Source organism: Gemmatimonas sp. UBA7669 (assembly GCF_002483225.1).
Classification (GTDB): domain Bacteria; phylum Gemmatimonadota; class Gemmatimonadetes; order Gemmatimonadales; family Gemmatimonadaceae; genus Gemmatimonas.
The window spans coordinates 1-25,009 of record NZ_DLHL01000012.1; the positions used below are offsets into that span (position 1 = coordinate 1).

At 66.3% G+C, this 25,009-nt stretch carries 22 protein-coding genes; 14 read left to right on the plus strand and 8 right to left on the minus strand.

The features are described from left to right. The first annotated feature begins 83 nt into the window (after window positions 1-83). Window positions 84-581, plus strand: coding sequence for a RidA family protein (locus B2747_RS04480; RefSeq protein WP_291157258.1), 498 nt, complete (start codon window positions 84-86; stop codon window positions 579-581). Here B2747_RS04480 and queG read toward each other — a convergent pair. Then, window positions 541-1,659 carry a tRNA epoxyqueuosine(34) reductase QueG gene (gene queG, locus B2747_RS04485; protein WP_291157259.1) on the minus strand — a complete coding sequence of 373 codons (1,119 nt, stop codon included), beginning with the start codon at window positions 1,657-1,659 and terminating at the stop codon, window positions 541-543. The genes B2747_RS04480 and queG overlap by 41 nt on opposite strands. After that, window positions 1,638-1,886: a hypothetical protein gene (locus tag B2747_RS04490; protein ID WP_291157260.1), complete on the minus strand. Its 249-nt coding sequence runs from the start codon at window positions 1,884-1,886 to the stop codon at window positions 1,638-1,640. Before B2747_RS04490 ends, queG begins: the two co-directional genes overlap by 22 nt. A gap of 126 nt (window positions 1,887-2,012) precedes the next feature. On the opposite strand from B2747_RS04490, the gene B2747_RS04495 reads away from it, so the two are divergent. The 4 genes from B2747_RS04495 to B2747_RS04510 are packed head-to-tail and all read left to right on the plus strand — an operon-like array spanning window position 2,013 to window position 8,282. After that, the gene (locus B2747_RS04495) at window positions 2,013-5,300 is read left to right on the plus strand and encodes an ATP-binding protein (protein WP_291157261.1); all 3,288 of its coding nucleotides are present in this window, start codon (window positions 2,013-2,015) and stop codon (window positions 5,298-5,300) included. After that, a complete protein-coding gene (locus tag B2747_RS04500) occupies window positions 5,297-7,078 on the plus strand; it encodes a putative bifunctional diguanylate cyclase/phosphodiesterase (RefSeq protein ID WP_291157262.1) in 1,782 nt (593 codons plus the stop codon). The genes B2747_RS04495 and B2747_RS04500 overlap by 4 nt, the downstream gene beginning before the upstream one ends. Next, a complete protein-coding gene (locus B2747_RS04505; protein ID WP_291157263.1) occupies window positions 7,078-7,932 on the plus strand; it encodes an HDOD domain-containing protein in 855 nt (284 codons plus the stop codon). The genes B2747_RS04500 and B2747_RS04505 overlap by 1 nt, the downstream gene beginning before the upstream one ends. A 23-nt stretch (window positions 7,933-7,955) precedes the next feature. Continuing rightward, complete coding sequence (locus B2747_RS04510; protein ID WP_291157264.1) at window positions 7,956-8,282, plus strand: nucleoside triphosphate pyrophosphohydrolase family protein; 327 nt, start codon at window positions 7,956-7,958, stop codon at window positions 8,280-8,282. Between the two features lie 24 nt (window positions 8,283-8,306). On the opposite strand, the gene B2747_RS04515 is transcribed toward B2747_RS04510, so the two are convergent. Further along, window positions 8,307-9,749, minus strand: a complete 1,443-nt coding sequence (locus B2747_RS04515) for an alkaline phosphatase family protein (protein ID WP_291157265.1) — start codon at window positions 9,747-9,749, stop codon at window positions 8,307-8,309. Window positions 9,750-10,031: 282 nt separating this feature from the next. Between B2747_RS04515 and B2747_RS04520 the strand changes: the two genes are divergently transcribed. Further along, window positions 10,032-10,733: a TIGR00730 family Rossman fold protein gene (locus B2747_RS04520; RefSeq protein WP_343125866.1), complete on the plus strand. Its 702-nt coding sequence runs from the start codon at window positions 10,032-10,034 to the stop codon at window positions 10,731-10,733. A gap of 15 nt (window positions 10,734-10,748) precedes the next feature. Here B2747_RS04520 and B2747_RS04525 read toward each other — a convergent pair whose 3' ends face one another. Next, window positions 10,749-11,585, minus strand: coding sequence for an alpha/beta fold hydrolase (locus B2747_RS04525; protein ID WP_291157268.1), 837 nt, complete (start codon window positions 11,583-11,585; stop codon window positions 10,749-10,751). Window positions 11,586-11,726: 141 nt separating this feature from the next. On the opposite strand from B2747_RS04525, the gene B2747_RS04530 reads away from it, so the two are divergent. Further along, the gene (locus B2747_RS04530) at window positions 11,727-12,212 is read left to right on the plus strand and encodes a GreA/GreB family elongation factor (RefSeq protein WP_291157270.1); all 486 of its coding nucleotides are present in this window, start codon (window positions 11,727-11,729) and stop codon (window positions 12,210-12,212) included. Here the strand turns inward: B2747_RS04530 and B2747_RS04535 are convergent. Next, window positions 12,182-13,897, minus strand: a complete 1,716-nt coding sequence (locus tag B2747_RS04535; RefSeq protein WP_291157272.1) for a glycerol-3-phosphate dehydrogenase/oxidase — start codon at window positions 13,895-13,897, stop codon at window positions 12,182-12,184. The genes B2747_RS04530 and B2747_RS04535 overlap by 31 nt on opposite strands. Before the next feature lie 133 nt (window positions 13,898-14,030). On the opposite strand from B2747_RS04535, the gene fadI reads away from it, so the two are divergent. Genes fadI through rsgA form a run of 7 tightly spaced genes read left to right on the plus strand, consistent with a single transcriptional unit; the run spans window position 14,031 to window position 22,108 of the window. Further along, window positions 14,031-15,326 carry an acetyl-CoA C-acyltransferase FadI gene (gene fadI, locus B2747_RS04540; RefSeq protein ID WP_291157273.1) on the plus strand — a complete coding sequence of 432 codons (1,296 nt, stop codon included), beginning with the start codon at window positions 14,031-14,033 and terminating at the stop codon, window positions 15,324-15,326. Continuing rightward, window positions 15,323-17,506, plus strand: coding sequence for a fatty acid oxidation complex subunit alpha FadJ (gene fadJ / locus B2747_RS04545; protein ID WP_291157275.1), 2,184 nt, complete (start codon window positions 15,323-15,325; stop codon window positions 17,504-17,506). Before fadI ends, fadJ begins: the two co-directional genes overlap by 4 nt. 43 nt (window positions 17,507-17,549) lie before the next feature. Next, window positions 17,550-18,095, plus strand: coding sequence for a DinB family protein (locus B2747_RS04550; protein ID WP_291157277.1), 546 nt, complete (start codon window positions 17,550-17,552; stop codon window positions 18,093-18,095). Next, on the plus strand, window positions 18,092-19,852 hold the full coding sequence (locus B2747_RS04555; protein ID WP_291157278.1) for a M14 family metallopeptidase: 1,761 nt from the start codon (window positions 18,092-18,094) through the stop codon (window positions 19,850-19,852). Before B2747_RS04550 ends, B2747_RS04555 begins: the two co-directional genes overlap by 4 nt. 9 nt (window positions 19,853-19,861) lie before the next feature. Beyond that, on the plus strand, window positions 19,862-20,791 hold the full coding sequence (locus tag B2747_RS04560) for a proline dehydrogenase family protein (protein WP_291157280.1): 930 nt from the start codon (window positions 19,862-19,864) through the stop codon (window positions 20,789-20,791). Between the two features lie 7 nt (window positions 20,792-20,798). Continuing rightward, entirely contained in the window at window positions 20,799-21,152 is a 354-nt protein-coding gene (locus B2747_RS04565) for a hypothetical protein (RefSeq protein ID WP_291157282.1), read from the plus strand. Then, window positions 21,149-22,108: a ribosome small subunit-dependent GTPase A gene (rsgA, locus tag B2747_RS04570; protein ID WP_291157284.1), complete on the plus strand. Its 960-nt coding sequence runs from the start codon at window positions 21,149-21,151 to the stop codon at window positions 22,106-22,108. The genes B2747_RS04565 and rsgA overlap by 4 nt, the downstream gene beginning before the upstream one ends. Before the next feature lie 122 nt (window positions 22,109-22,230). Here rsgA and B2747_RS04575 read toward each other — a convergent pair whose 3' ends face one another. The 3 genes from B2747_RS04575 to pdxH all read right to left on the minus strand — a co-directional run bounded on the left by B2747_RS04575 (window position 22,231) and on the right by pdxH (window position 24,919). Next, window positions 22,231-23,169: a hypothetical protein gene (locus B2747_RS04575; RefSeq protein ID WP_291157286.1), complete on the minus strand. Its 939-nt coding sequence runs from the start codon at window positions 23,167-23,169 to the stop codon at window positions 22,231-22,233. Between the two features lie 31 nt (window positions 23,170-23,200). After that, window positions 23,201-24,007, minus strand: coding sequence for a phosphodiester glycosidase family protein (locus B2747_RS04580; RefSeq protein ID WP_291157288.1), 807 nt, complete (start codon window positions 24,005-24,007; stop codon window positions 23,201-23,203). Window positions 24,008-24,283: 276 nt separating this feature from the next. Continuing rightward, window positions 24,284-24,919, minus strand: coding sequence for a pyridoxamine 5'-phosphate oxidase (gene pdxH, locus B2747_RS04585; RefSeq protein ID WP_291157290.1), 636 nt, complete (start codon window positions 24,917-24,919; stop codon window positions 24,284-24,286). Window positions 24,920-25,009: the final 90 nt, after the last annotated feature.

Sequence of the window (25,009 nt, forward strand, 5' to 3'; positions counted from 1 at the left end):
ACCGGTTTTTCAGCACCCTGTTAGCCGTCCGGTGCATCATCGTGGTGGTTCGCCGCGTGCCACACTTCAACCCCGGGTTACCGATGTCTTCCCGTCGCTCGGCGCTACGGCGCCCAGTTGCTGTTCTGATTGTTCTGGTTGGCGCTACGAGCTCGGCGCAGGCCCAGGTCGCACCGCGGGACAGCAGCATCGTGCGCGGGGACCGCACGATCTGGCACGAGCACCATCCGAGTGAACGCGAGTGGGGCTATGCACAGGCCATCGTGATTGGCAACACCATTCACATGTCGGGCACCATTGGCGGCGGTGCGACCATGGAAGCGCAACTGCGGCAGATCTATCGACGCATCGAACGCGGCTTGGCCAAGCACGGGGCGCGCATGGAGCACATCGTGCGCGAAACAGTCTTTACCAAGGACGTGCAGGCCCTCGCCGCCGCCAACGCGGTGCGCAAGGCGGCCTATGCCGGTCACACGCCGGCGGCGTCCTGGGTGCAGGTCACCCGACTGCTCGCTGAGCAGGCGCTGGTGGAAATCGAAGTCACGGCGGTGTTGCCGTCCGTTGTGCCGTCGGGGCGTTGAGGCTCGGCGTGTTGCGGAGGCGTGCGGCCGCCCACGCCGCGTGCCCGCGCACGATTTCATGATCGTGCTCGCACATAGCCTCCAGCACGGCCAGGTCCTCCGTGGTGCCGACATTGCCGAGGACAACACAGGCATTGCGCTGCAGCATCCAGAGTTTGGCGCGCTTGATGGCCGATCCCTTGAAGGCCGCGGCGTAGTCTGCGGAGCTCATCATGAGGAGCTCGCGCGCCAGCGCGCGTGTGCCTTCACGGTCGTGTGAGTTGGCGAACAGCGTGCGCGGAGCAAACTCGGGCAACATGGCAGGCTGTGCGAAACGCTGATTCCAGGGACACACGTCGTTGCAGATGTCACAGCCGTAGAGCAGCCCGCCCATGCGCTCGCGCAGGGCATCGGGAATGTCTTCGCGATGCTCGATGGTCAGATAGCTGATGCAACGGGTGGCGTCGAGTTCACGCGGTGCCGGCAGCGCGCCGGTTGGACAGGCGTCAAGGCAGCGCGTGCAGCGGCCGCAGCGATCCGCCTCGAACGGCGCGGACGGTTCGAGTTCGAGCTCCACGAACAGCGATGCGAGAAACACGAACGACCCGGCGCGCGGCGTGATGAGCATGGTGTTCTTGCCAAACCAGCCGAGGCCGGCGCGCTGTGCCAGATCGCGCTCGAGGATGGGACTGCTGTCCACGTAGGGCCGCGCATTCACCGATCGCCCCAGCTGCGATTCAAGCCACACGTGCAGCTCGCGCAGCCGCGCCCGCAGCACCTCGTGGTAGTCATCGCCGCGCGCATAGCGGGCCACTGCGCCACTGGGTTCGGTGCCCCCGTACGAGGCCGCCACCACGATCGCGTGTGTGGCCCCCGCATGGGGCAGGCGCGCATCGGCACGCAGTCGCGCGCCGTCACCGCTCAGATAGTGCATGTTGCCCTGCCTGCCAGCGCCCAGCCAGGCCTCGAAATGCGGCAGGGTCTCCGGGATGCCCAGCGCCGCAATGCCCGCCGCATCGAACCCGAGTCCGTATGCCTGCGCGAGAATCAGCCGGCCAAGTGCAGCCCCTGGGGTGCTCAGGGCTGGCGACCCACCCAACGCGCGAAGGCCACGATGTCCTCAGCCGGGGGGACGGCGGCTTCGTCGCCATACGCCGTGTACATGCGCCAGCGCAGATAATTGACGGCCGGCAGCGGCAAGAACGGAAACCGCCGGTACCAGTGGCGGTGCCGGAAGCGCCAGGCCACGCGCAGCAAGTCGATGGCCAGCAACGGGTTGACCAGCGAGCGGGCGGTCAGGGTGAGGAACAGGCGCGGCCAGGACATACCGGAAATATAGCCGACTCCAGACTGTGGACAGGTCATCAAGACCCGTCCGTGTCCTGCCGACACTTCCCGTGGGGCTGCCGACGAGGGTACCCACTGCTTCTCCCGGTCCGGTTGCCAGTCGCCATGTCCTCATCCCTCGATTCTCCCGTCGGGCGCCGTCGTGCGCGCGCCTGGTGGGCGGATTCGCTGGTGCTCATGGCCTGCGTGCTTCTGGCAGAACTGGCCCTGGACGAGGCGGTGGAGACCAGCACCCTGCTGATCTCACAGACGGCGCGGGCCTGGGTAGACGCGGTGGCCCTCTGCCTCATCATTGGGCCGCTGTTCGGCTGGACGCTGTATCGCCGGCATGTCGACGCCAAGTACGCGCACGTGCCCGACCCGGCCAAGCGCGCGCCGGGCAGCCCGCACCAGAAAGTGCGCGTTGTGCTGAACGGAGCGCTCGGCATCATCGGGGTGCTCATTGTCGGAGCGCTCTGGGCACACCTCGCCTCGCTGTCGTCCGCCCGCACCACGGCGGCCTGGGAAGAGGTGGCGGGTCGCCAGAGCATGCGCAGCCAACGTATCGCGCGCCTGGCGCTGACGCACCTGCCGGACGGGAGTGACTCACTCGCGCTGGTTGACGCGGTCGAGCGGCTCGAAAGTGAAGTGCAGGCCATTCACAGCGTAGCCGCGACCAACGGTTCTCTCGCTGCGGCGCAGAGCGGCATCCTCTCGCCGTCAACCATCACCACATGGCAGGCCGCGAGCCGCGCGCTCGCCAGGCACACGCGGGCATTGCTGGCCGCGCCTGCGGCAACCGACCGCGCGCTCGCCGACAGCGTCCTGGCGGCGTCCGACGTGCTCATGCGAGTGGCCGACGACGTGCGCAATGAGCTCGCCCTGCAACAGCAGGAGCGCATCGGCAACCAGCAGCGCTGGGGCTGGAGTGTGGCGCTCCTTCTGCTGGCAATTCTTCTTGGGGCGCTGGGGCTGGTGCTCGAGCCCGTGGTGCGTCTGTTGCGCCGCCAACACGTGGCCATTGTATCGCAGAGCCTCGAGTTCGAGCGTCTGGCCATGGTCGCGCAGCGCACCAGCAACGCGGTGTTGATTACCGACGAAGCCATGCGTATTACCTGGGCCAACGACGCCTTCACTCGGCTGAGCGGGTACACGCTGGACGAGGTGATGGGGCGCGTCCCCAGCGACTTCCTGCGCGGGGAGGAGAGCGACCCGGAAATGATCGCCCATCTGATGCGGGCCGTGGATTTCGGGGAAAGTGTGCGCGGCACGCTGCAGGATCGGCGCAAGGACGGCACGTTGCATTGGATCGACCTGTCCATTGAGCCGCTGCGTACCAGCGATCAGGTGACGGGCTCCATTTGCGTGTACTCCGATGTGTCCGACCTCGTGAGTGTGCAGCGGGCCTTGTCGCGCGAGCGCGAGGTGTTGGCCAATACGACGGCGCAGCTCAGGGAAGCGTTGGCTGTGGCCCGCCTTGGCAGTTGGTCGCTGGATCTCGCGTCCGACACAATCGAGTGGTCGCCGGAGACGTACCAGTTGTTCGGTCGCGATCCGGCGCTTGGCCCGCCGCCGCGTGACGAGGTGGTGCAGCTCTACGCGCCCGAGGACACGGCGCGCCTCAAAGAAGCGGCCGTCGCCGCGTATACGGACGGCCGCGCCTACTCGCTTGTCGTACGCACGGCGGGCCACAATCCGGACGTGCGCTGGATTCGTGCCGAGGGGCGTGCGCGTTATGCGGCCGACGGTCGCATTACCGGCCTGATTGGCACGGCCGTGGACGTGACGGAGTCGGTCGAACGTGAGGAAGCCCTGCGGCTCGCCCAGGCACACGCTGAAGCGGCCAATCGTTCGAAGAGCGAATTCCTGGCCAACATGAGTCATGAAATTCGCACGCCGCTCACGGCCATTCTGGGTTACACCGACCTGCTTCGGGACGAGGTGCGCGCGAGTGGCGCCAACAGCGAACAGCTCGCGTCGCTCGATACCATCCGCCGTGCAGGCGAGCATCTGCTGAGTGTCATCAACGACATTCTCGACATCTCCAAGATTGAAGCCGGGCGCATGGCCGTGGAGGCGGTACCCACCGAGTTGCCGGCCGTGCTGCTGGACGTGGAAAGCCTCATGCGCGCGCGCGCCGAGCAGAAGGGCGTTTCGCTCGAATGCCGTCTCACCGCGCCCATTCCGGTGCAGGTCAATACTGACCCGACGCGTCTCAGACAGGTGCTCATGAATCTCGTGGGCAACGCGGTCAAGTTCACTGATCGCGGACGTGTGCTGCTGGAGGCCGGTGTCGAAGAGTCCGAGGCTGGTCCGTTGCTGGTGCTCAGTGTGGATGATACGGGCCCGGGCATGAGTGAGGAGCAGGTGGCGCAACTGTTCCAGGCCTTCATGCAGGTGGATTCCTCCATGACGCGGCGCCACGGCGGCACCGGACTTGGCCTCACCATCTCACGTCGCCTCGCCCAGCTCATGGGTGGCGACGTGGAACTGGCGCAGACCGCTGTGGGTCGTGGATCGCGCTTCGAAGTCCGCTTGCCACTGCGCCCGGTGGACGACAGCCAGCGGATCACGCAGATCACCGCCCGCCGCCTCACCCCCACGATGGCTCCGGTCGCCGTGACGCTGCGCGGACACATCCTCCTGGCCGAAGACGGCGAGGACAACCAACGGCTCATCGCCATCCTGCTGCGCGCCGCCGGCGCAGAGGTCACCATCGTGCGCAACGGACGTGAAGCACTCGAGGCCCTCGATTGGGCACGGGCTGCGGGCGCGCCGTTCGACGTACTTCTGACGGACATGCAAATGCCCGAAATGGACGGCTACACCCTCGCTCGTACCCTGCGCGATGCGGGCAACACCATACCCGTGATTGCGCTCACCGCGCACGCCATGGCCGAAGATCGGCAGCGCTGCCTGGATGCCGGCTGCGATGACTACGCGAGCAAGCCCATCGATCGCACCGCCTTGCTCACGACGTTGGCGCGCTGGCTGCCCGGTTCGCCGGACATCTTCCCGGTGGTTGCAGACGGCACACCTGGCGAGACCGCGGCCGTCTTGCCGAACGCCCCCGACCAGCTCGTGAGTGAATTGGCGGACGATCCCGACCTCGCCGATGTCGTGCGATCGTTTGCCCTGGCAATGCCGGATCGCGCGGCCGCGCTCGCCACTGCCGTTCGCGCCGAAAACGACACCGAAACGTTCCGACTGGCGCACCAGCTCAAGGGAGCAGCCGGCAGCTATGGCTTCCCGGTGGTGAGTACGCTCGCCCGGACACTCGAGGTGCACACACGCGCGGCAGACCGTGAGGCGCAACTTGTGGTGATGGATCGCCTGCTGCAGTTGTCGGCGGCCGCGCATCGCGCCGTTGAGCCGCATGCCGTGGAGCCGTATGCGGTGGAGGTGCAGGCATGAGCGCCGAACGTCGTCGCCCCGTGTCGTGGCAGGCCTCGCACGCGCCGGCCCATGTGCTGCTGATCGATGACGATGCGGCCATTCATTCGCTCGTCACCGCCATGCTCAAGTCCATCGATGTGCAGGTGTCCAGCGCATACGATGCCGCCGAGGGAATTGAACGCGCGCTCGAGATCGCGCCCGACCTCATCCTGCTCGATCACGAGCTGCCTGATGCCACTGGCGTGGACATGCTGGCCCGCATGCGGGCGCTGCCCGCGCTGGCCGCCACACCGGTCATCGTGGTGACCGCCAGTGAGCGCCGTGAAGTGTTGACCGCCTGTTTTGCCGGCGGCGCCTCCGATTACCTGCGCAAGCCGTTCTTTGGCGCCGAATTGCGGGCGCGTGTGCAGTCGGTCATCGACCGGCAACGCATGGTGGCCGAATTGGGGCGCGCGGCACACGTGGACTCGCTCACCGGCTTGCCCAATCGTGCGCTGCTCAATCTGCGCTTGCAGGCCGCCATTGATCGCAGCAGCGAGCGAACGGACTATGGTTTCGCGGTCATGTTCATCGACTTCGACCGCTTCAAGATCATCAACGACAGTCTCGGCCACGAAGTGGGGGACTTGCTGCTGCGCGAAATCGCGCATCGGCTGCGTGAGAATCTGCGCGCCAACGACACCATAGCCCGCGAGGCCGCCGGTCCGACCGTGGCCCGCCTGGGCGGCGATGAGTTCGTCATCGTGCTGGATAGTGTGCCCGACGTGGAAACGTCGGCGCAAGTCGCGGAGCGTCTGCTGCCGGCGCTCGAAGCTGTGTATCACCTGGGTGAGCATACGGTTCGCACCAGCGCCAGCATCGGCATCGTGCACAGCAGCGCCGGATATGATTCGGCCGATGACATGCTGCGTGACGCCGACATTGCCATGTACGAGGCCAAGGCACGCGGTCGCAATTGCTATGCGGTCTTCACGCCGTTCATGCGCGAAGCGGTGCGCAATCGTCTGCGCCTCGAGAACGCACTGCGCGAGGCCATCGGCACCGAGCAGATCTACCTGGCGTATCAGCCCATCATGAGCCTCGACTCGCGGCGCGTGGAGAGCGTGGAAGTGCTCGCGCGTTGGCGTCATCCGGAACTCGGGCTGATTTCACCGGTGGAGTTCATTCCCATCGCCGAGGAGACGCGGCTCATCGTGCCGCTCGCTGACGATATTCTGCGGCGCGCCTGCCAACAGTATCTCGCGTGGCATGAGCGCAGCCCCGAGGCTGCGCCGCGCTATCTGAGTGTCAATCTGTCGCGGGTCCAACTGGCCGATCCGACCATGGCAGACCGGGTCATTGCCATCCTCGACGAACTGGACATGCCGCGCGGCGCCATCCAGCTTGAAGTGACCGAATCACAGCTCATGCAGCACCGGGTCGTGGCGGCAGAACTGCTCACCCGACTCAAGCAGCATGGCATCCGGCTGGCCATGGACGACTTTGGCACCGGGTACTCGTCGCTGTCCTGTCTGCAGGAGTTCCCCTTCGACGTGCTCAAGGTGGACCGGGCGCTGACGGAGAACGTCAGCCGCGGTCGGGGGTATTCGGCGCTGCTGCACGCAGTCATGACATTGGCGGACAACCTGGGACTCGACGTGGTGGCCGAGGGAATCGAAACGATGGAACAGCTGGTGTTGCTGCAGGCGCTCGAGTGTCCGTATGGGCAGGGCTACCTGCTGGCGCGGCCCATGGAAGCCGATGCACTGGAGGCCTGGTGTCTCGCGAGTTCGCCCATGGCCGCCGAGGTCCCTTGATGGATCGGGTCATTCGGCTCACCCTCGAGCGGGTGGCCAGCGTGGCGACACTCCCCGATGTGGCCATGCGTGTCATGCGCATCGCCGATGATCCATCGGCTACAGAGGATGACCTGCAGGAGGTGCTGGAAAGCGATCCGGCGCTTGCGGCGCGTGTGCTGCGTGTGGTCAACTCCGCGTTCTATCGGCGGCAACGTGAGGTGAGTTCGCCGCGTGGCGCCATCAAGCTGCTTGGCGTGTCGGCCATTCGGAATATTGCGCTTGCCGCGAGTTTACATCGGCTCTATCGCGGTCGCCGCGCCATCGCCGGCTTCGATCCGGCGGAGCTCTGGGCCCACTGCGTGGCTGTCGGGACGGCTGCCCGTGAATTGGCGCGTCGTGTGCCGGCGGTGGTGCCGGAGGAAGCCATGGTGGCCGGCCTGCTGCACGACATTGGCCTCATTCTGGCGCTGCAGGCCTGGACGCCGGAATTCACGCAGGTGGTCGCGCAGGCCACGCTCATCAACTCGGCGTCCTTCGCGCAGCTCGAGCGCACGCATGTGGGGGCCACCCATGAAGAGCTGGGCGGCGCGCTCTGCGATCAGTGGCACTTCCCGGTGGCGCTGGTGAACGCTTGCCGCTTCCATCACGACTTCCGTGCACTGCCGGCTGAGGCGCAGGCCATGCCGGCCCTGGTGCACCTGGCCGATCGTATGGCGGCCCGAATGGGCGCTGGCTTCTGCCGCAGTGTGGATGGCGATGGGCTCGAGTACGAAGCCTGTGCGGTGCTCGGGTTGACCGACGAGGACCTGAAGGCAGTGGAAGCGGAGTTGCCGGTGCTGTTGCCGCAAACCGAGGCCCTGCTCGCCGCCTGAGTCCGCCGGGTAGATTATCCGGTATGCATCTCGACGAATATCAGCAGCTTGCCGCGCGCACCTTGGGGCGTGACCGCACCCACGAACAGCAGTTGGCCAACGCGGCCCTCGGCCTCACCGGTGAAGCCGGTGAAGTGGCGGAGATCATCAAGAAGCATCTCTATCACGCCACGCCGCTCGACCAGGACGCGTTGGTGAAGGAACTGGGCGACTGTCTCTGGTACCTCGGCGCCTTTGCCACCGTACAGGGACTTTCGCTCGACGACATCGCGCAGCGCAACATCGAGAAGCTGCGGCGGCGCTATCCGGAGGGATTTGATCCCGAGCGGAGTCGTAACCGGAGCGAGTGACTGGCGGCCCCTTCGTCGACCGCGTCAACGCAGGAACGACCGACCGTCCCAGGGCTGTGTGTGCGGAATGCGCAGCAGATCGAGGGCACTGGGCACGACATCCGTCGTGCGTTGCGGCTGTCGCTGCACGGGCAGGTCGAGCAGCAGGGGGACGTCCATCTGTTCGCGCAGCAGGGCCCCGTGTGTTGAGCGGTGGGCCACCGGTTCGTATCGCGCGCGCAAATCCCAGCCGGCACTCGCCGAGACAATGATGTCGCCGCTGCGTGGTGCCGGCGCCAACAGCGCCAGTTGCACGACGGCGTCGGGATAGGGTGAACGCGTCGTGAGTTCCCAGGCCGCGTCGCGATCGAGATCGGCATGGCTGCCGCCCAGTTGCAGCGGGTCGCCGCCCGACGCGTCGTAACTCCATCGTTGGCGGGCGCTGTCACACACAATGCGCGCTTCGCCACGCGCCGCGTGCGCGACGCGAAGCTGCTCGGTGTTGTCGGCGACCACCACGAGATCCACCGCCTCGCGCCGCAGCAGCGCCTGGCGCGTCTCTTCCCAGCGCGCCGCATGCGAGGACCACCAGCGCCTGGCGCGCTCTTCCGGATGCAGATACAGGTGGGCCATGGCGTTGCCACCCACCATGAGGGCGACGTCCGGCCGCGACACAAACAGCTGCGGATGGGCCAGCACACGCAGGCCGCGGGACTCGAGCCAGGCGTGCAGGTCCTCATGCTGCGTAACCGGCGCGTGGCCATGATCCCCCACGACCCACACATGCAGCGGTGCGGACCAGACGTCGCGTGCGGCAATCGTGTGCGCCGTGGTCACCGCCATGTCGATGTCCGCGAGGGCCTGTCGAACCGCCGGTGCATGCGGCCCGTACTTGTGTGCGAACTTGTCCGGGCTTGTGAGAGCCAGCACGCTGATGCGAGGACGCACGGCCGAAAAACGCCGAAAGAACGCGGCCGTCGCGCGCTGCTCCACGCGCTGCCAGCCGAAGAGGTCGCCGCGAAAATGCGACGGGGCAGCGCGCAGCATCCACGCTACCGAACGTCCAACGTGCCCGTGACTGACACCACGTCCCAGCATGCTCATGGCACTCAATGAGGGCTGCGCCATCTCGAACACCGTGGGCAGGTGTGCATGCACATCGCGGTCCACCTGCCAGATGTCGATGCCGGCATAACTGCGCGCGGGCGCGGCGGCCCAGCGGAGGCTGCGTTGCCGATCGAACCAGCGCAGGCCCGGCAAGCCGGCTGAGGCCGGATGGCGCCCCATGAGAAACGGCACGTAGGCGGGGCCGGTTACCGAGGGAAAGCTGGCCGATACCGTGTGCAGGCCGCCACGGACTGCCAATGCACGCAGCGCCGGCAGTCGGCCGCCTGCCATTTCTTCCGCCAGCACATCCGGGCGCACACCATCGGCCACCACCAGGAGCAAGTGCGCAGGTCCGGTGGTATCATGGGTTGTGTCTGTCATGCCTTCGGCAAGGTGTTGGCATGCGTCTTCCACCTCTGTTCAGCTCTCATGGCCACATCGAAGAACGGCAAGGCCCGGACGGCAACCGGCAAGCGGGCGTCACCTGATACCCGCAAGGCCGCCGAAGAGGCCTGCGTTGAAGGGTATCGCGAACGTAATGAAGAAGGTCACCGCAAGGCCGGCCGCGACCCCAAGGAAGGCTACCGGATGGTGAAAAACGGAGGGCGCACGGTGAAGCGTGTCGATCTCGGCTTGCTCGATCAGGCCATCCGCGATCGGCCCATGCTCACGGAAGACGAGAAGCTGCTGCATCACCCCGAAGGCGTGACCTCCGCCTTTACCCGCTCCGATCCGTGGCGCGTGATGCGCATCATGTCGGAGTTCGTGGAAGGCTTTGATGCGCTGGCCGAGGTGCAGAAGGGCGTGACGATCTTCGGCTCGGCGCGTACAGGCCCCGACGATCCGCAGTATGAGGCGGCGCGGGAAACGGCCCGGTTGCTGGCCGAGCAGGGATTTGCCGTGCTCACGGGAGCAGGCCCCGGCATCATGGAGGCCGCCAATCGCGGGGCACGCGAGGCGGGTGGGCACTCGATCGGCTGCAATATCGAACTGCCCTTCGAGCAGGGAGCCAATCCCTACGTCGATACGCTCGTCAACTTCCGCTATTTCTTCGTGCGGAAGACGATGTTCATCAAGTACTCCAACGCGTTCATCATCTTCCCTGGCGGGTTCGGCACGCTCGACGAACTGTTCGAGGCGCTCACGCTCATTCAAACGGGCAAGATCTACCACTTTCCGGTCATTCTTTTCGGCCGGCATTACTGGGCCGGTCTCGTGCGTTGGATTCAGTCGCGCATGGCGGGTGAAGGCAAGATCTCACCAGGCGATCTCGACTTGCTGGTGCTCACCGACGATCCGCGCGAGGCGGTGCAGGCCGTGGTGGACGCACATCATGCGCAAACGGCATCGGCGCAGACACCCTGAAGCCGCGATCGGGCGCTAGTGTGACGACGGGTGGCGCGTCAGCGGCGCGGACGCCGCCACCCGATCGCAGGCGCTTCGCAGCAGCGGGCCGAGCAGCGTGGGGTGCGTGACGTGCGGCAGATGGCCACTCACCGGCAGCACCTCGTGCAGCACGCAGTGGGTGCGCGCCGCCAGCCACGCGCCCACGGCAACTGGCACGGCCACGTCGTCTGCGTTCTGCACGATAGAAACGGGGCAGCGGATGTTGGGCACCACGTCGCGGTGATCGCTGGTGAAGATGCTGCGCAGCAGCATGCGGCCAATATCGGGCCGCAGCGCCAGCAGCGTGTCGCGAAAATCGGCGAGTTGGTGTGACGTGGCGTCGCGCCCGAGTGCCATGGGGCCGAAGCCGGCCATCCACGCGGCGAGGTCGGCATCGACACTGCGCAGCAGGCCGTCCACATCATCAGCGGAGAAGCCGCCGTGGTAGTCCTCGCGATTCACGTAGCTGGGCGAGGCACCGATCATGAACAGCTCGGACATGGAGCCCGGCGCCGAAACCTCAGCGAGCGCCCCGATCATGCCGCTCATGGAGTGCCCGACAAAGAGCAGCCGCGGGGCCTCGAGGCGTGCCAAGAGTCCACCCAGGTCTGCCGCGTGTCCGGCATAACTCTGGTAGCGTGCGGCGTCCCAGTGCGCGGAGGTGGCCGGCGTGGTGCCCACGTAGTCAAAACGCACCACGCGCCAATCGGCCGGCACATACGACAGGACCTGCGACCAGACCTGCTGCGTCGTGCTCAGGCCGTTCCCGAAGACGATGGTGTTGGGGCCCTCGCCCTGGATGGTGACGGACAGCCGTGAGTCGGGTTGCACAGGAGCCTCGTGGGGAAGCGGCAGCGGACCGTCGATCCCTCCCCGGTGGTCGGGATCGGTGTTACATTCTCAAATTAGTCACGCGCCCGGCCCGACGACGGCCGGGCGCTCGCCTTTTATCGGACCCCGGTTGGCTCGCGCATGTTTCAGGAACTCATCGCCCAGATGGCGCGTGAAGTCGAAAAGCTCCAGCATGAGCTGAACGTCACGCTACCCAATGAAATCCGTAAGGCCGTCGAACTCGGTGATCTCAAGGAGAACAGCGAGTACAAGGCCGCACTGGAGCGCCAGCAGTTTGTGCAGGCGCGTCTGGGTCAGCTCACGCAGCGCGTGACCAAGTTGGCCAACATCGATATCACGCAGATTCCGGCCGACAAGGTGGGCCTGGGCTCGCGTGTGACGGTCACCGACGATCAGACCAGTGCCGCTGAGGTGTACGAGCTGGTTTTCGGCGATGCCGGCGAGTTGCAGGAAGGGCACGTCACCATGGCGTCGCCCATCGGGCGCGCCTTGCAGGGCAAGGGCGTGGGGGAGCAGGTGATCTTCAAGCTGCCCACCAGGATCCGCCGCCTCACCATCGTGGAACTGCGCACCATTCACGATCGCAACGCCGACGAATTGGTCTGATCGATGCGGAACAGGCGCGCCACGTCGGTGGCGTAGCGCGCCAGTTCTTCATCGCGCTCGGCGTTCGTCCAACCGAGCTCCCGTTGCATGCGGTCCGCCACGCGCGGCGCCACGGATAGGCCGAAGTCGCGCTGTTCGAACGCGAGGTGGGTGCGGCGAACCAGCACATCGCTCAGCGTGGCCGCCATCTCGGCACGCACCGCATGCCGCACTTCGGCCATCACATAAGGCAGCTCGGGTACAAGTCGCTCGCAAAGCGATTCGTCGTCGACCGTGGGCGACCACACGGCGCGCCAGCGGCTTCCGTAGGCCTGCGCAAGACGCCGAGCCACGTCGCTGTGCCCGCAGGCCAACTGTGCCTCGTGCAGCACCAGCTCCTGCGCCTGCTCCCCGCCCGGTAGGGGGGTCTCGAGACTGCGCTCCTGCTGCACCCTGGTGTGCGCTTGTCCAAGGGCCTGCATGACGTGACGCAGAATGTCCGCCGCCATGGCGCGATAGGTGGTGAGCTTGCCGCCGGTGACGCTCAACACACCAGGTTGCACGCGCTCCACCACATGCTCGCGCGAGGCACTGCCCGCGCCCGCACCCGACGTGGCGCGCCGGGCCGCGAGGGGACGGATGCCACTCCACGCGCTGATGACATCGTCGGGCGTCAGTTGCGCGTCCGGAAACCGTTGGTTCACCGAGTCGAGCAAATAGTGCACGTCGGCTTCCGTGGCACGAATGTCGTCGGGCCCACGCGGGGCGGGATGCTCCGTGGTGCCTATGACGGTGTGACGTCCCGACGGCAGCACAAACATCACGCGACCATCCACCGGTGAGACCAGCGTGATGGCTTCGTGGTGTCCCACACGTTCGCGCGGGACGCAGAGATGGGCACCCGCCGACCCCAGGACCTGCGTGCCTCGTGCGACCTGGGCTTTGTCGTTGCCCGCGTCAAGCAGAGCCAGCGTCGTGTCGCTCCATGGCCCGGTGGCGTTCACCACAACGCGGGCCCGAATGGCCATCGATTGCTGCGCATGCGGGCGAGTGAGTCGGTCGCGCACTTCCACCCCCACCACGCGTCCGGCCTCATACAGCCCACGCACCACCTCGACGTGGTTGCACATCACACTGCCGGACGCTGCTCCGACCTCTGCGGCGGCCAGGATGGTCATCGCCGTCAGTCGGGAATCGTCGGTGGCCGCATCCCAGTAGCGTGCACCACCACGGAGGCCGTGGGAGTCGAGCGCGGGTTCGCGGCGCAGCACCTCTTCGCGGGACAGGGCCTCGTGCCTCCCCACGTTGCGGAAGAGCGCAAGCGCATCGTACAACGCCAGTCCGGCGCGGAGCTTCCAACGCGGCACGCGTGCCCCGGCATAGACTGGCCAGGTGAAGGCGAGCGGGCGGACCAGATGCGGCGCCAGTGTGAGCAGGCGGCGACGCTCCTGACTCGACTCAAACACCAGACCGAGGTGCCCATGCTCGAGATAGCGCACGCCGCCATGCACCAGGCGGGAGGAACGACTGGACGTGCCACTGGCAAAGTCGTCCCGCTCCACCAGGGCCGTGCGCAACCCGGCCAGCGTGGCCTCCCGGGCCAGCCCCGCGCCCGTGATGCCTCCGCCAATGATCAGCAGGTCAAACGTGCCCTCCGTCAGCCGGGTCAGCTGCGCGGCGCGGGACCAGGTTTCCTGAGTCGCCATCTGCGCACGTTCGCCCCGGGGCCAAAGCTGCGCCAGTCACACGGCCGCCGGCGTGACCGATTTGTGCCGCGTGGCCTGGCACGAGGGGCCCCGCACTCTGCCCGGGATCGTGGCTGCGGACTAAGTTCGGAGGATGTCCCCCTACGGCTCCCAGCGACGAGTGGCCATCGTGGCCGGCCTGCGCACCCCATTCGCGCGTTCGGGAACCGCGCTCCAGAGCTACAGCGCCATTGAGCTTGGCCGACTTGCGGTGGCCGAGCTCATGCAGCGCAGCGGACTGGATGGGAAGGCGGTGGACCTGTTGGTGTTCGGCACCGTGGTGCACAACGTCATGGCGCCCAACATCGCGCGCGAAGTGGCGTTGCTGCCGCACTTCCCACGCGATCTGCAGGCCTACACGGTGGCGCGCGCCTGTGCCTCAGCCAATCAGGCCATTACCGATGCCGCCGACCAGATCGGACTCGGTCATGCGGACATTGCCATCGCCGGCGGCGCCGAGTCCCTGTCGCAGGTGCCCATTCTGCACTCGCGTGGCATGAGTGACGTGCTGATCGCGGCGTCCAAGGCTCGTTCCCTGGGTGAGCGGGTGGCCACACTCGCGCGCCTCCGGCCACGCGATCTGGTGCCCATCACGCCGGCCATTGCCGAGCCAAGCACCGGTGAGACGATGGGGCAGAGCGCGGACAAGATGGCCAAGCTCAACGGCATCTCGCGTGAGGCGCAGGATCGTTTTGCATTGCGTTCGCACCAACGTGCTGCCGCCGGATTTGATGATGGCCGTCTGGCCGCGGAAATCGTGCCGGTGCCGGAGCCGCCCGACTACGCCACGCTGCTCGCCAGCGACAATCTCGTGCGGCGCGATACCACCTACGAGAAACTCGCCGCGCTCAAGCCGGTGTTTGACAGGACCTACGGATCGGTGACCGCTGGCAACGCGTCGCCACTCACGGACGGCGCCGCGGCGGTGTTGCTCATGAGCGAAGAGCGTGCGCGCGCACTCGGCTTTGCGCCCATCGCCTACATCCGTTCGTATGCCTATGCGGCCATCGATCCGGCAGAGCAGTTGCTGCAGGCGCCGGTGTTCGCGGCGCCCATGGCGCTCAAGCGCGCCGGACTTAGGCTGGCGGACATGGACCTGGTGGATATGCACGAGGCCTTCGCGGCACAGGTGCTCAGCAATCTGCAGGGCCTCGCCTCGAAAGCCTGGGCTGAGCGCGCGGGGTTCTCGGCGCCTGCGGGCGAGGTCGATCCGGAACGCCTCAACGTCATGGGCGGCTCGCTGTCCATCGGCCATCCGTTTGGCGCGACGGGCGCGCGCATTGTCACCACGCTGGCCAACGAACTCGCTCGGCGCAACGCGCAGTTCGGTTTGCTGACCGTGTGCGCGGCCGGTGGCATGGGACACGCCATGGTGCTGGAGCGCGCGTGAGCGGTTCTGAGTCCCTGCCCGATGATGTCCTGCTCTTTGAGGACGCCGGAACTGGTCTTCGACTGAGTGTTTCCGGCCGCGTGGCGTGGCTGCGCTACAACCAGCCGGATTCACCCGTGAACACGCTCAACAGCCGCGTGGGTCCGGTGTTTGCGCAGTGCTTCGATCGCATCGAGCAGGACGATGCCATTGATGGCGCCGTGCTGGTCAGTGACAAGGCGGACACCTGGATTGCCGGCGCCGACATCGAGGAGTTGCGTGGCATCCGCGAGGCGGCTGAGGCCGAGGCCCTGTCGCGCGGTGGGCAGCAACTGCTCGACCGACTCGCGGCTTTCCGCAAACCCATCGTGGCCGCCATTCACGGCGCGGCGTTGGGTGGCGGACTCGAGGTGGCACTCGCCTGCCGGCACCGCATTGCCTCGGAGCACGACAAGACGGTGTTGGCGCTGCCTGAGGTACAGCTGGGGCTGTTGCCGGGTGCCGGCGGTACCCAGCGTCTGCCGCGGATAGTGGGCCTGCAGGCCGCACTCGACATGATGCTCACGGGTCGCAATATCCGCGCACGCAAGGCGTGGCAGATGGGATTGGTGCACGAGCTGGTGCATCCCGCCATTCTGCGGCGTGTCGCTGGTCAGCGAGTGCAGGAACTGGCTGCGGGGGTGCCGCTCTCGCTGCGGCCGCGCAAGACGCCGCCCATGCAGCACTTGCTCGAAGACAATCCCATCGGACGGGCGCTGGTGTACCACAAGGCGCGCGAGTCCGTCATGAAAAAAACCGGCGGGCACTATCCGGCGCCGCTGGCACTGCTCGATGTCGTGAAGCGTGGGCTCGAGGATGGCATGGCCGCGGGCCTTGCGGAGGAGGCACGGGCCTTCGGTCGTCTGGCCGTGTCGGCGGAATCGCGGCATCTCGTGTCCATCTTCTTTGCCACGACCGCGCTCAAGAAAGACAACGGACTCCGCGAGGGGCAGACGGGCACGGCCAAACGCGTGCGCAAGCTCGCGGTGCTGGGCGCCGGATTCATGGGGGCGGGCATTGCCGGTATCGCGGTGCAACGCGGCAGCCTGGTGCGGCTCAAGGACGCCTCGCTGGAACGCGTAGCGGCCGGCATGCGAGCCGTACGCGATGTCGTAAGCGAGCGGCAGCGTCGTCGGCAGATTACCCGCACGCAGATGGACGACATGCTGAGTGCGCTGGGCCCCACGGTGGATTACCGGGGCTTTGCCGACGTGGATCTGGTCATCGAAGCGGTGTTCGAGGACTTGGCAGTCAAACTTGCCGTCCTGCGCGAAGTCGAGGCGGTGGCGCCGCAGGCCATCTTCGCGTCGAACACCAGCACCATTCCCCTGCGCGACATTGCGGCCGGGAGTCGGCGTCCTTCGCGCGTCATCGGCATGCATTTCTTTTCGCCGGTGCACAAGATGCCGCTGCTCGAGGTCATCGTCACGCCGGAAACGGATGGTGACACCGTGGCCACCGCAGTGGCCTACGGCAAACAGCTCGGCAAGACCGTTATTGTGGTGAACGATGGTGCCGGGTTCTACGTCAATCGCATTCTTGCGCCGTACCTCAATGAAGCCGGTCGACTCATCGACGACGGTGCACGCGTCGAAGACGTCGATCGGGCGTTGACCGCCTTCGGCTTTCCCGTCGGCCCCATCACCTTGCTCGACGAGGTTGGGCTCGATATCGCCGGCAAGTCGGGTCCCATTCTCGCAGCGGCCTTCGGCCCGCGCATGCAGCCCTCCGCCACCCTCACTGCCGTGCTGGCCAGCGGACGGCTGGGACGCAAGGCGCGCCGCGGCTTCTATCGCTATGACGACAAGGGCAAGCGCGATGGGGTGGACGACGCGCTGTACGCGCTCACGCCCAGCGGACCGTCACGACATGCCGTGGACATGACGGTCGTGCAGCAACGCACCGTGCTCCCGCTGCTCAACGAAGCCGTGCGTTGTCTCGAGGAGGGCGTCATCCGCTCGCCGCGAGATGGTGACATCGGGGCGGTATTCGGTATTGGCTTCCCGCCGTTTCTCGGTGGACCGTTCCGCTACATCGATCAGCTGGGCGCGGCGAAGCTCGTGGCGCAACTCGAGACGCTGGATGCGCAGCATCCCGGGCGCTATTCGCCAACGCCCCTCCTTCGGGACATGGCCAATCGTGGCGAACGATTCCACCCGTGATGCCGCATTCCGGATTGTTCATCGACTCTCGCATTCTCCCTACATGACGCAACCTGTTCTGCATCCCCGCATGGCCGAAGTGATCGACGCGTTGTCGGACGCGCAGGAGGAGATGATCGCGCTGCTGGCCACGGTGCCACCGGCGCTGCTCCACGCGCATCCGTCGTCCGACGTATGGTCGGTGGCACAGATTGTCGACCATCTGGCCATCGTGGAAGACGGCACGGGTCGTCTCGTGTCCAAGCTCATCAAGTCGGTTGCCGATACAGTGGATACGGACGAGACACCCATCGCGCCCACGCTGGCCCGGTATCAGATCCCCAATCCGGTGACACGGATCGACGCGCCCGCCATGGTGGCGCCATCGTCCGACATCGACTACGAGGCGGCACTCGCCAGACAGCAGACTGCGCGGCAGCGTCTCATCGCGGCTCTGGTCGATGCCTCCGGTCGTGCGCTGAGTCAGGCGTCTGCTCCGCACGCCATCTTCGGACCGCTCGATGGCTATCAGTGGGCACTTTTTGTCGCGCTGCATCAGCGGCGTCATCTCGTTCAGATTTCCACCACCCTTGCTGCGCTCACCTCATGAAGGCCTTCCCGGCATCTGTTCGCATCCGCCTTGCTTCTGTGCGGATTGATCATCACACGAGCGGCGCGGTTCGCCGCGTGTTGGGCCGAGGCCTGGGGGGCGCGCTGCTCTTGGCGGCGGCCACCGGCTGCGCGGTGGGTGGTGGGTCGGCGCGTGCCGGCGCCAGCGCGGGTGTGCCGCGCGGGCCAGGCGGCCTGCCGCTGCCAAGCACGCGCGCAGAACGCACCGGGTATCTCGAAACCACCCCGCATGCCGAGGTGCTGAGCTTCCTCGACTCGCTTGTCGCCATGGGGGCGCCGCTCTCCATCAGCGACCTGGCCACCTCCACTGAGGGACGCCGTGTGCCGCTGGTCGTGGCGTCGCGTCCCCGCGTGAGCACGCCTGCAGAAGCTCGTGCACTCGGTCGCCCCGTGGTGTATGTGCAGGCCAACATCCACGCCGGCGAGGTCGAGGGCAAGGAGGCGGTGCTGGCGCTGCTGCGTGACTGGTCGTTCGGTCGTCGGCCCAATGTGCTCGATTCGATGGTGGTGGTCGTCGTGCCCATCTACAACAGCGACGGCAACGAGAAGCTGGCGGCCCAGGCACGCAATCGCGGCGCGCAGAACGGGCCGGCCATGATCGGTGAGCGACCGAACGGCATGGGCCTCGATCTCAATCGCGACTACATCAAGGCCGAGGCCCCCGAGTCGCGTGGCGCACTGGCGGCGTTCACTGCGTGGCAGCCGGATCTCTTCATGGATCTGCATACCACCAACGGCAGCTATCACGGCTACGCGCTCACCTACTCGCCGTCGCTGCACCCTGCGGCGCCGCTCGCGCCATTCACTGCAGATACCCTGCTGCCGGAAATCCGGCGCCGGATGAAGGCGCGTCACGACTTCGCCGTCTTCCCCTACGGTAACTTCACGGGCGCTGATGGCCGTGAGGGGCTGACGGCCACGGAGAAGTCTGGCTGGTGGACGTACGAGCACAAGCAGCGCTTCGGCACCAACTACTACGGTTTGCGTGGCGGCATCAGCATTCTGAGCGAAGCCTATTCGCACGACCCGTTCGCGCGTCGCGTGGCCAGCACCTATGCGTTTGTGCAGGAGATTCTGTCGTACGTGGCCGAGCAGCCGTCCGCCATCCGTCGTCGGGTGGAGCAGGGCACACGCGCCGCCACGCTTGGCACGGGCAGCCGCACCACGGTGCCCATCCGTGCCCGCTTCCTCTCACGCCCTGACACCCAGGCGGTGCTGGTGGAGCGGCTCGAACGCCTGAGCGACAGCACCGTGCAGACGGAACCCGGGGTGCCGCGCGGCATTCGTCGCACGGGCGTGTTCGTGGAGCAGCGGATGCCGGTAGTGGATCGATTCGAGGCGGCCGAGTCCACCACGCCGGCCCCTTATGGCTACGTCTTCGCGGCCGAGTGGACCAAGGCGGCCGATCTGCTACGGGCTCACGGCGTGCGGGTCGACATTCTGCCACAGGCCGTAACGGCCAGCGTGCAGGTGTTCGAGGTGGATTCCTTGTCCCTGGCCGCGCGCCCCTTCCAGGGGCACCGCGAGGCCAGCGTGACCGGTCGCTGGCAGGAGCGCAGCCGGACCATCCCGGCCGGGTCCTTCTACGTGCCCCTGGGCTCCTCGCTGGACCTGCTGGCGGTGCTGTTGCTCGAGCCGCGCAGCGACGACGGCCTCCTCACCTGGAACCACTTCGATTCAGCCCTCGGCAGGGGGCGTGAGGCCCCGGTGGCACGCCTTTTGGCCCCCCTGCGTTAGGTTTTTGCCATGCTCCGCACATCCCTGCTCTACTTCTCGCGCCAGCAGCGCGTTTTCAATCTCATCAAGAACGTCGGCTTCGCGCGCAAGATGGCCTCGCGCTTCGTGGCCGGCGAGACCATCCACACCGCCATGGACGCCGTGGCGGAGCTGAACGCCAAGGGCATCACGGCCTCGCTGGACTTGCTCGGCGAGAGCGTGACCAATGAGGCCGAGGCGCGCGAAACAGGCCGGCAGTATCTCGAACTGCTTGACGGCATCAACAAGCGAAAGCTCGACGCCAATGTGTCCGTCAAACTGACGGCCATGGGACAGGACATCTCGGACGAACTCGGCATCGAAGTGGTGCGCGAGGTCATCGCACGGGCCAAGTCCTACGACAGCTTTGTGCGTCTCGACATGGAGTCGAGTGCCTACACGGACAGGACGCTGGACGCGTTCGAGCGGCATTTGTTCCCGGGTCACGAGAACAACGTGGGCATCGTGCTGCAGAGCGCGCTGCGCCGCACGCTGGACGACGTGGATCGTGCCAATCGGCTGCAGTGCCGCGTGCGTATCTGCAAGGGCGCCTATCTGGAACCGCCCGAAGTGGCCTTTCCCGACAAGGCCGACGTGGATCGCAACTACGTCGCGGCCATGCATCGTCTCATGGAGCACGGGCGGTATCCGGGCATTGCCACGCACGACGAGGCCATCATCGCCGAGGCCAAGCGCTTCGCGAAGGAGAAGGGCATCGCGCCCGACCGCTTCGAGTTCCAGATGCTCTATGGCGTGCGCCGCGACCTGCAGGAGCAGATTGTGAAGGAGGGCTACCGCATTCGTGTGTACGTGCCCTTCGGCAGCCAGTGGTATCCCTATCTCATGCGTCGACTCGCGGAGCGGCCGGCCAACATTGCCTTCATGGCCGGCAACATCGTGAAGGAGTCCTTCCGTCGCTGACACGCCGTTGAGTGGGCATCCCGGTCATCATCACCCGCCTGACCATGGGGCGGGTGATGAGCGCACCCTCGGTGGCTACATGGCCGTGCACAAACGGCCGGCCGCGTTCGAGGGTGTGGACGGTCGCAGTTATTCGGTGGACATCCTCACCGATACCACGGGTGATCGTCATGCGCCCTGGGGGGCGTATCTCTTCTTTGTGCGCTGGGGGCAGGGTGAGCCCGAAGTCACGGGGCATCTCGAGACGGGCTTTCTGGTGACGGGCCAGAGTGAAGCGGTGGTGCGTCATCAACTGGGCGCCATGCAGCTGGCCACGGTCAAGGCCACGCTCGATGGTCTGCTGCGCGGGTCCGCCACATGAGCAGCGGTGCGGTGGCGCTCACCCAGCCCATGCCGGCTGGTGACATTGTGGTTGACGGCGTCGTGGTGCAGGGTACGGGTGGGCAATGGATTGTGCGCACGGACGGTGGCGCGCGCGTGATGGCGTCCCTGCGCGGTCGCCTCAAGCAGGAAGGCGACGAGGTGCTCAAGCTGGCCGTGGGCGATCGCGTGACGATGCTGGTCGACCCCAACGAAACGGTGGGCTGCACCATCACCCGCATTCATCCGCGCAGCAGCAAGCTGGCGCGTCGTGCACCGGGGGGGGCGCGTGGTGAGCGTGTGGTGGTCGCCAACCTCGATCAGGTGCTGGTGGTATTTGCCGCCGCGCGTCCCGAGCCGCATCCGCGCATGCTCGATCGTTTTCTGGTCATTGCCGAAGCCAATGACATTGCGGCGCGCATCGTGGTGAACAAGTGCGAGCTGGTCAGCGAGGCTGAAGCGAAGGCGCTGTTTGCCGATCAGGAGGCTGCGGGGTATCCGGTGCACTACACCAGCGTGCACACAGGTGTCGGGCTGGACAGCCTGCGCGAGCAACTTGCCGGTCGCAACACGGCACTGTCAGGCCCCTCGGGTGTGGGCAAGTCCTCGCTCATGAATACGCTGTTCCCCGGCCTCAATCTGCGCACGGCGGCCATCAGCGACAGTGTGAACAAGGGACGCCACACGACGGTGGGCGCGGTGCTGCATCCCCTTCCAGGTGGTGGCTTCATTGCCGACACGCCGGGCCTGCGCGAAGTCGGCCTCTGGGGCATTGAAGCACGCGATATATCGTGGTGCTTTCCGGAGTTCCGGCCATTTCTCAACGCGTGCCGCTTTGCCGATTGCATGCACCTCGTGGAGCCCGGCTGCGCGCTGCGCGAGGCGGTGGAGCGTGGCGAGGTTTCCGCTTCGCGCTACGACTCCTTCGGCCGACTCCTGAACGAAATAGAAGCGTAAGGTGAACCGCGTAAGGTGAACGGCGGGAAGGAACGGCGCTCGAGACAGCGCTAACGTCGTCTCGGGTGCTCCACCTTCCCGCGGTCCACCTTACGCGGTCACACCTTACGCTTCTCGTTGGTTCACTTCCATTGCGAGAGGTCACCCCACGTCGACCAGCGCAGACTGCCGTCCTTGAACAGCGGCGCCAGCTTCCTGATGTCGGCCGCATTGGCCTGAAGCGCCGCCTCTTCCTCTGGCGTGAAGATGCCCAGCTTGCCGGCCTTGAATGTCGGATCGTCCTGCTTGAGCGCCCAGATCGCGATACGCTCGCGCAAGAGACCGAACTGATAGCGCGAGAGATTCTCCTTGGCCGCCGCCGGCGGATCAAACGTGCCCTCGTCCATGTCCTCGCTCACCACCGTGCGCGACTGGGACTTGATCTGTGCGTCGAGAATGGGGGCGGGTGTGTAGTACACGGGGCAGTTGGACCCCAACACCGCCATCGACATGCGCACCTGCATCACCGTCAGCGAATCGGTGACGTACACGCGTGTACGCACATCGTTGGCGTTGACCGCCGCCGACATCTTTTCGCTCAGGCGCTCCACGTCCTTGGTCAGCTTTTCGATCTGCGCTTCGTTCTTCTGCGAGTTCTGCGCGATGGCCATGGGGTTGGCGCTCGCCTTCATCTGCGCCGTCTCCAGACAGGCGCGCGACGCCTTGCTCTTCTCCTCGTGCTGTGCCGTCACGGTGCGCAGCTCACGACGCGCAGTCGCGTCGGCCAGCATGGGCTGCAGGCTGGCCACCACCAGTGCCACACGATCCTCATTCAGCACCAGGTCGGTGTTGCGCGACGACGCACTGGATGACGCCGACGATTCCGTCGGCTTGCTCGGTGTCTCCTTCTTGGGGTCGAGCTTTTCCTTGGCGGCATCCTTGGCCAGATCGGCGCCCAGCTTCTTGAGCCTGCCCAACTGCGCGGACGCGGGCGTGGCACTCAGCACGAGGGCCGCGGCAATCCACGGCAGGTAGCGCGTGGCCCGAGGGGCGACGGTGAACGACGGAAGGCGCCGGGACATGGGGAGGCTCCGAATGGGTGATGACAGGGAATCAACGACCGCGGTCCGGCGGCGCAAGCTCGGCCGTCACACGCCCGATGAGCGCCAACGGCACGCCGCGCAGCCCGGGCCAGTCGTGTGTGATAAAAGACCGGGGTGGAAATGCGGTGCTGGCTTGTCCGGACGCACGGCCTCCGCCGGGAGGGGACCCCTTGGGGGGACTCCCACTGGGGGCTGTATTCCCAAGCGTCGTAAGACGACCCGGCGTTACATCCGCCACCCGCAGCCTGAGCTGCGCCGACAAACCACCATCCAGCAATACGCCATCACGGGCGCCCAGTGTCACAAGGGCCTGCGCCATTTCCCGTGTCGTCGGTCCAAGCGGCACCCGCTCTGCCACCCCCCCAAGGCCGGCGTAGCGCGACAACACGACCAACAGAGTGCCATCACCCATCGTGCCCACCGCCAATCGGATGTCGCGGTGTGTTGGATGCACCAGAGCCTCGTTGCACAGCGCCGCCACGGCCTGTCCGCCGGAAACGATGTGCGGGTAGGACTGCACGGCTTCCACCACGTCGCGCTGGCCTCTCAGACTGGCAATCGAATCGGCGGGCACAATACGCGCGCGGCCCTGCCCGTCGACAACCAGCGCCGCAGCCAGCGCGCCTGCTCCAGGTCCCTGCCACTCGCGCCCGCGATGCACCACCCAGCCCCAGGGCCCATCATCGGTGAATTGCCCGGCATTGAGGGCAATCACCGCGTCGTCCGGAGTATCGTCGATGCGCCAGGGCGCCATGTCTTCGCCATCGCGCCGTATGGCGAGCTCCAGATGCACGACGCGCGGGTCCAGGCGAGCCACAATCAAGTCGACAGGCACTTGTGGTGAGCCCACCGCCACTCGCCATGTCGTCCACATGACCGGTGCGCCGCGCCAGGGCAGACGTGTGACGCTCCGCCGCAATGCGTTCGCTGCGTCCGCGTTCGCGTCCGCGCTTGCGCCGCGCAGTGAAGTCGCCGGGCACGGTGCCGGTGTCAGCAACGGCCGCGTTGCCTGCGCCACCATCACGGCCGGAACCGCTACCGCCAGGCCACAGCAGGCCACCACGCACCGCAGAGTCTTCATGAACGACAAGCGCTACGGCGAGAGCCGGCGTTTCACCCACGTACCCGCTTCGCGGCGATACTGAATGCGGTCGTGCAGACGACTCGAGCGTCCCTGCCAGAACTCGATTTCTTCCGGCACCACGCGGAAACCGCCCCAGTGGTCAGGCAATGGCACCTCACCCGCCGCAAAACGCTGCGTCACGGCCTCCACTTCGGCCTCCAGCACATCACGTGACGGCAGCACACTGCTCTGCACCGACGACCACGCGCCAAGACGGCTGGGCAGGGGACGTGACTGGAAATACGCGTCCGACTCGGCGCGGCTGACCCGCTGCACGGCACCCGTTACGCGCACCTGGCGCTCCAGCTCCGGCCAGAAGAAGCACAGGGCTGCGCCCGGATTGTCCGCCAGCTCCTGCCCTTTGCGGCTGCGATAGTCCGTGTAGAACACGAAGCCGCGGGCATCAACGCCCTTGAGCAGCACCATGCGCGCCGAGGGATACGCGTCAGGTGTCGCCGTCGCCAGGCACATGGCGTTCGGCTCCATGACCTCTGCGCGCACGGCCTCGTCGAACCAGGTGGTGAACTGCGCAATGGGATCGTCGGCCGCGTCCTGCTCGGAGAACGCGTGACGACGGTAATCGGTGCGGATATCGGCGATGGACATGATCACGAATGAGAGTGCAGCATGAACGCGATGGGAGCGGGCGCTGCAGTCCGCGACTCCCCTGTACTAGCAGGGTGCTGAAAAACCGGT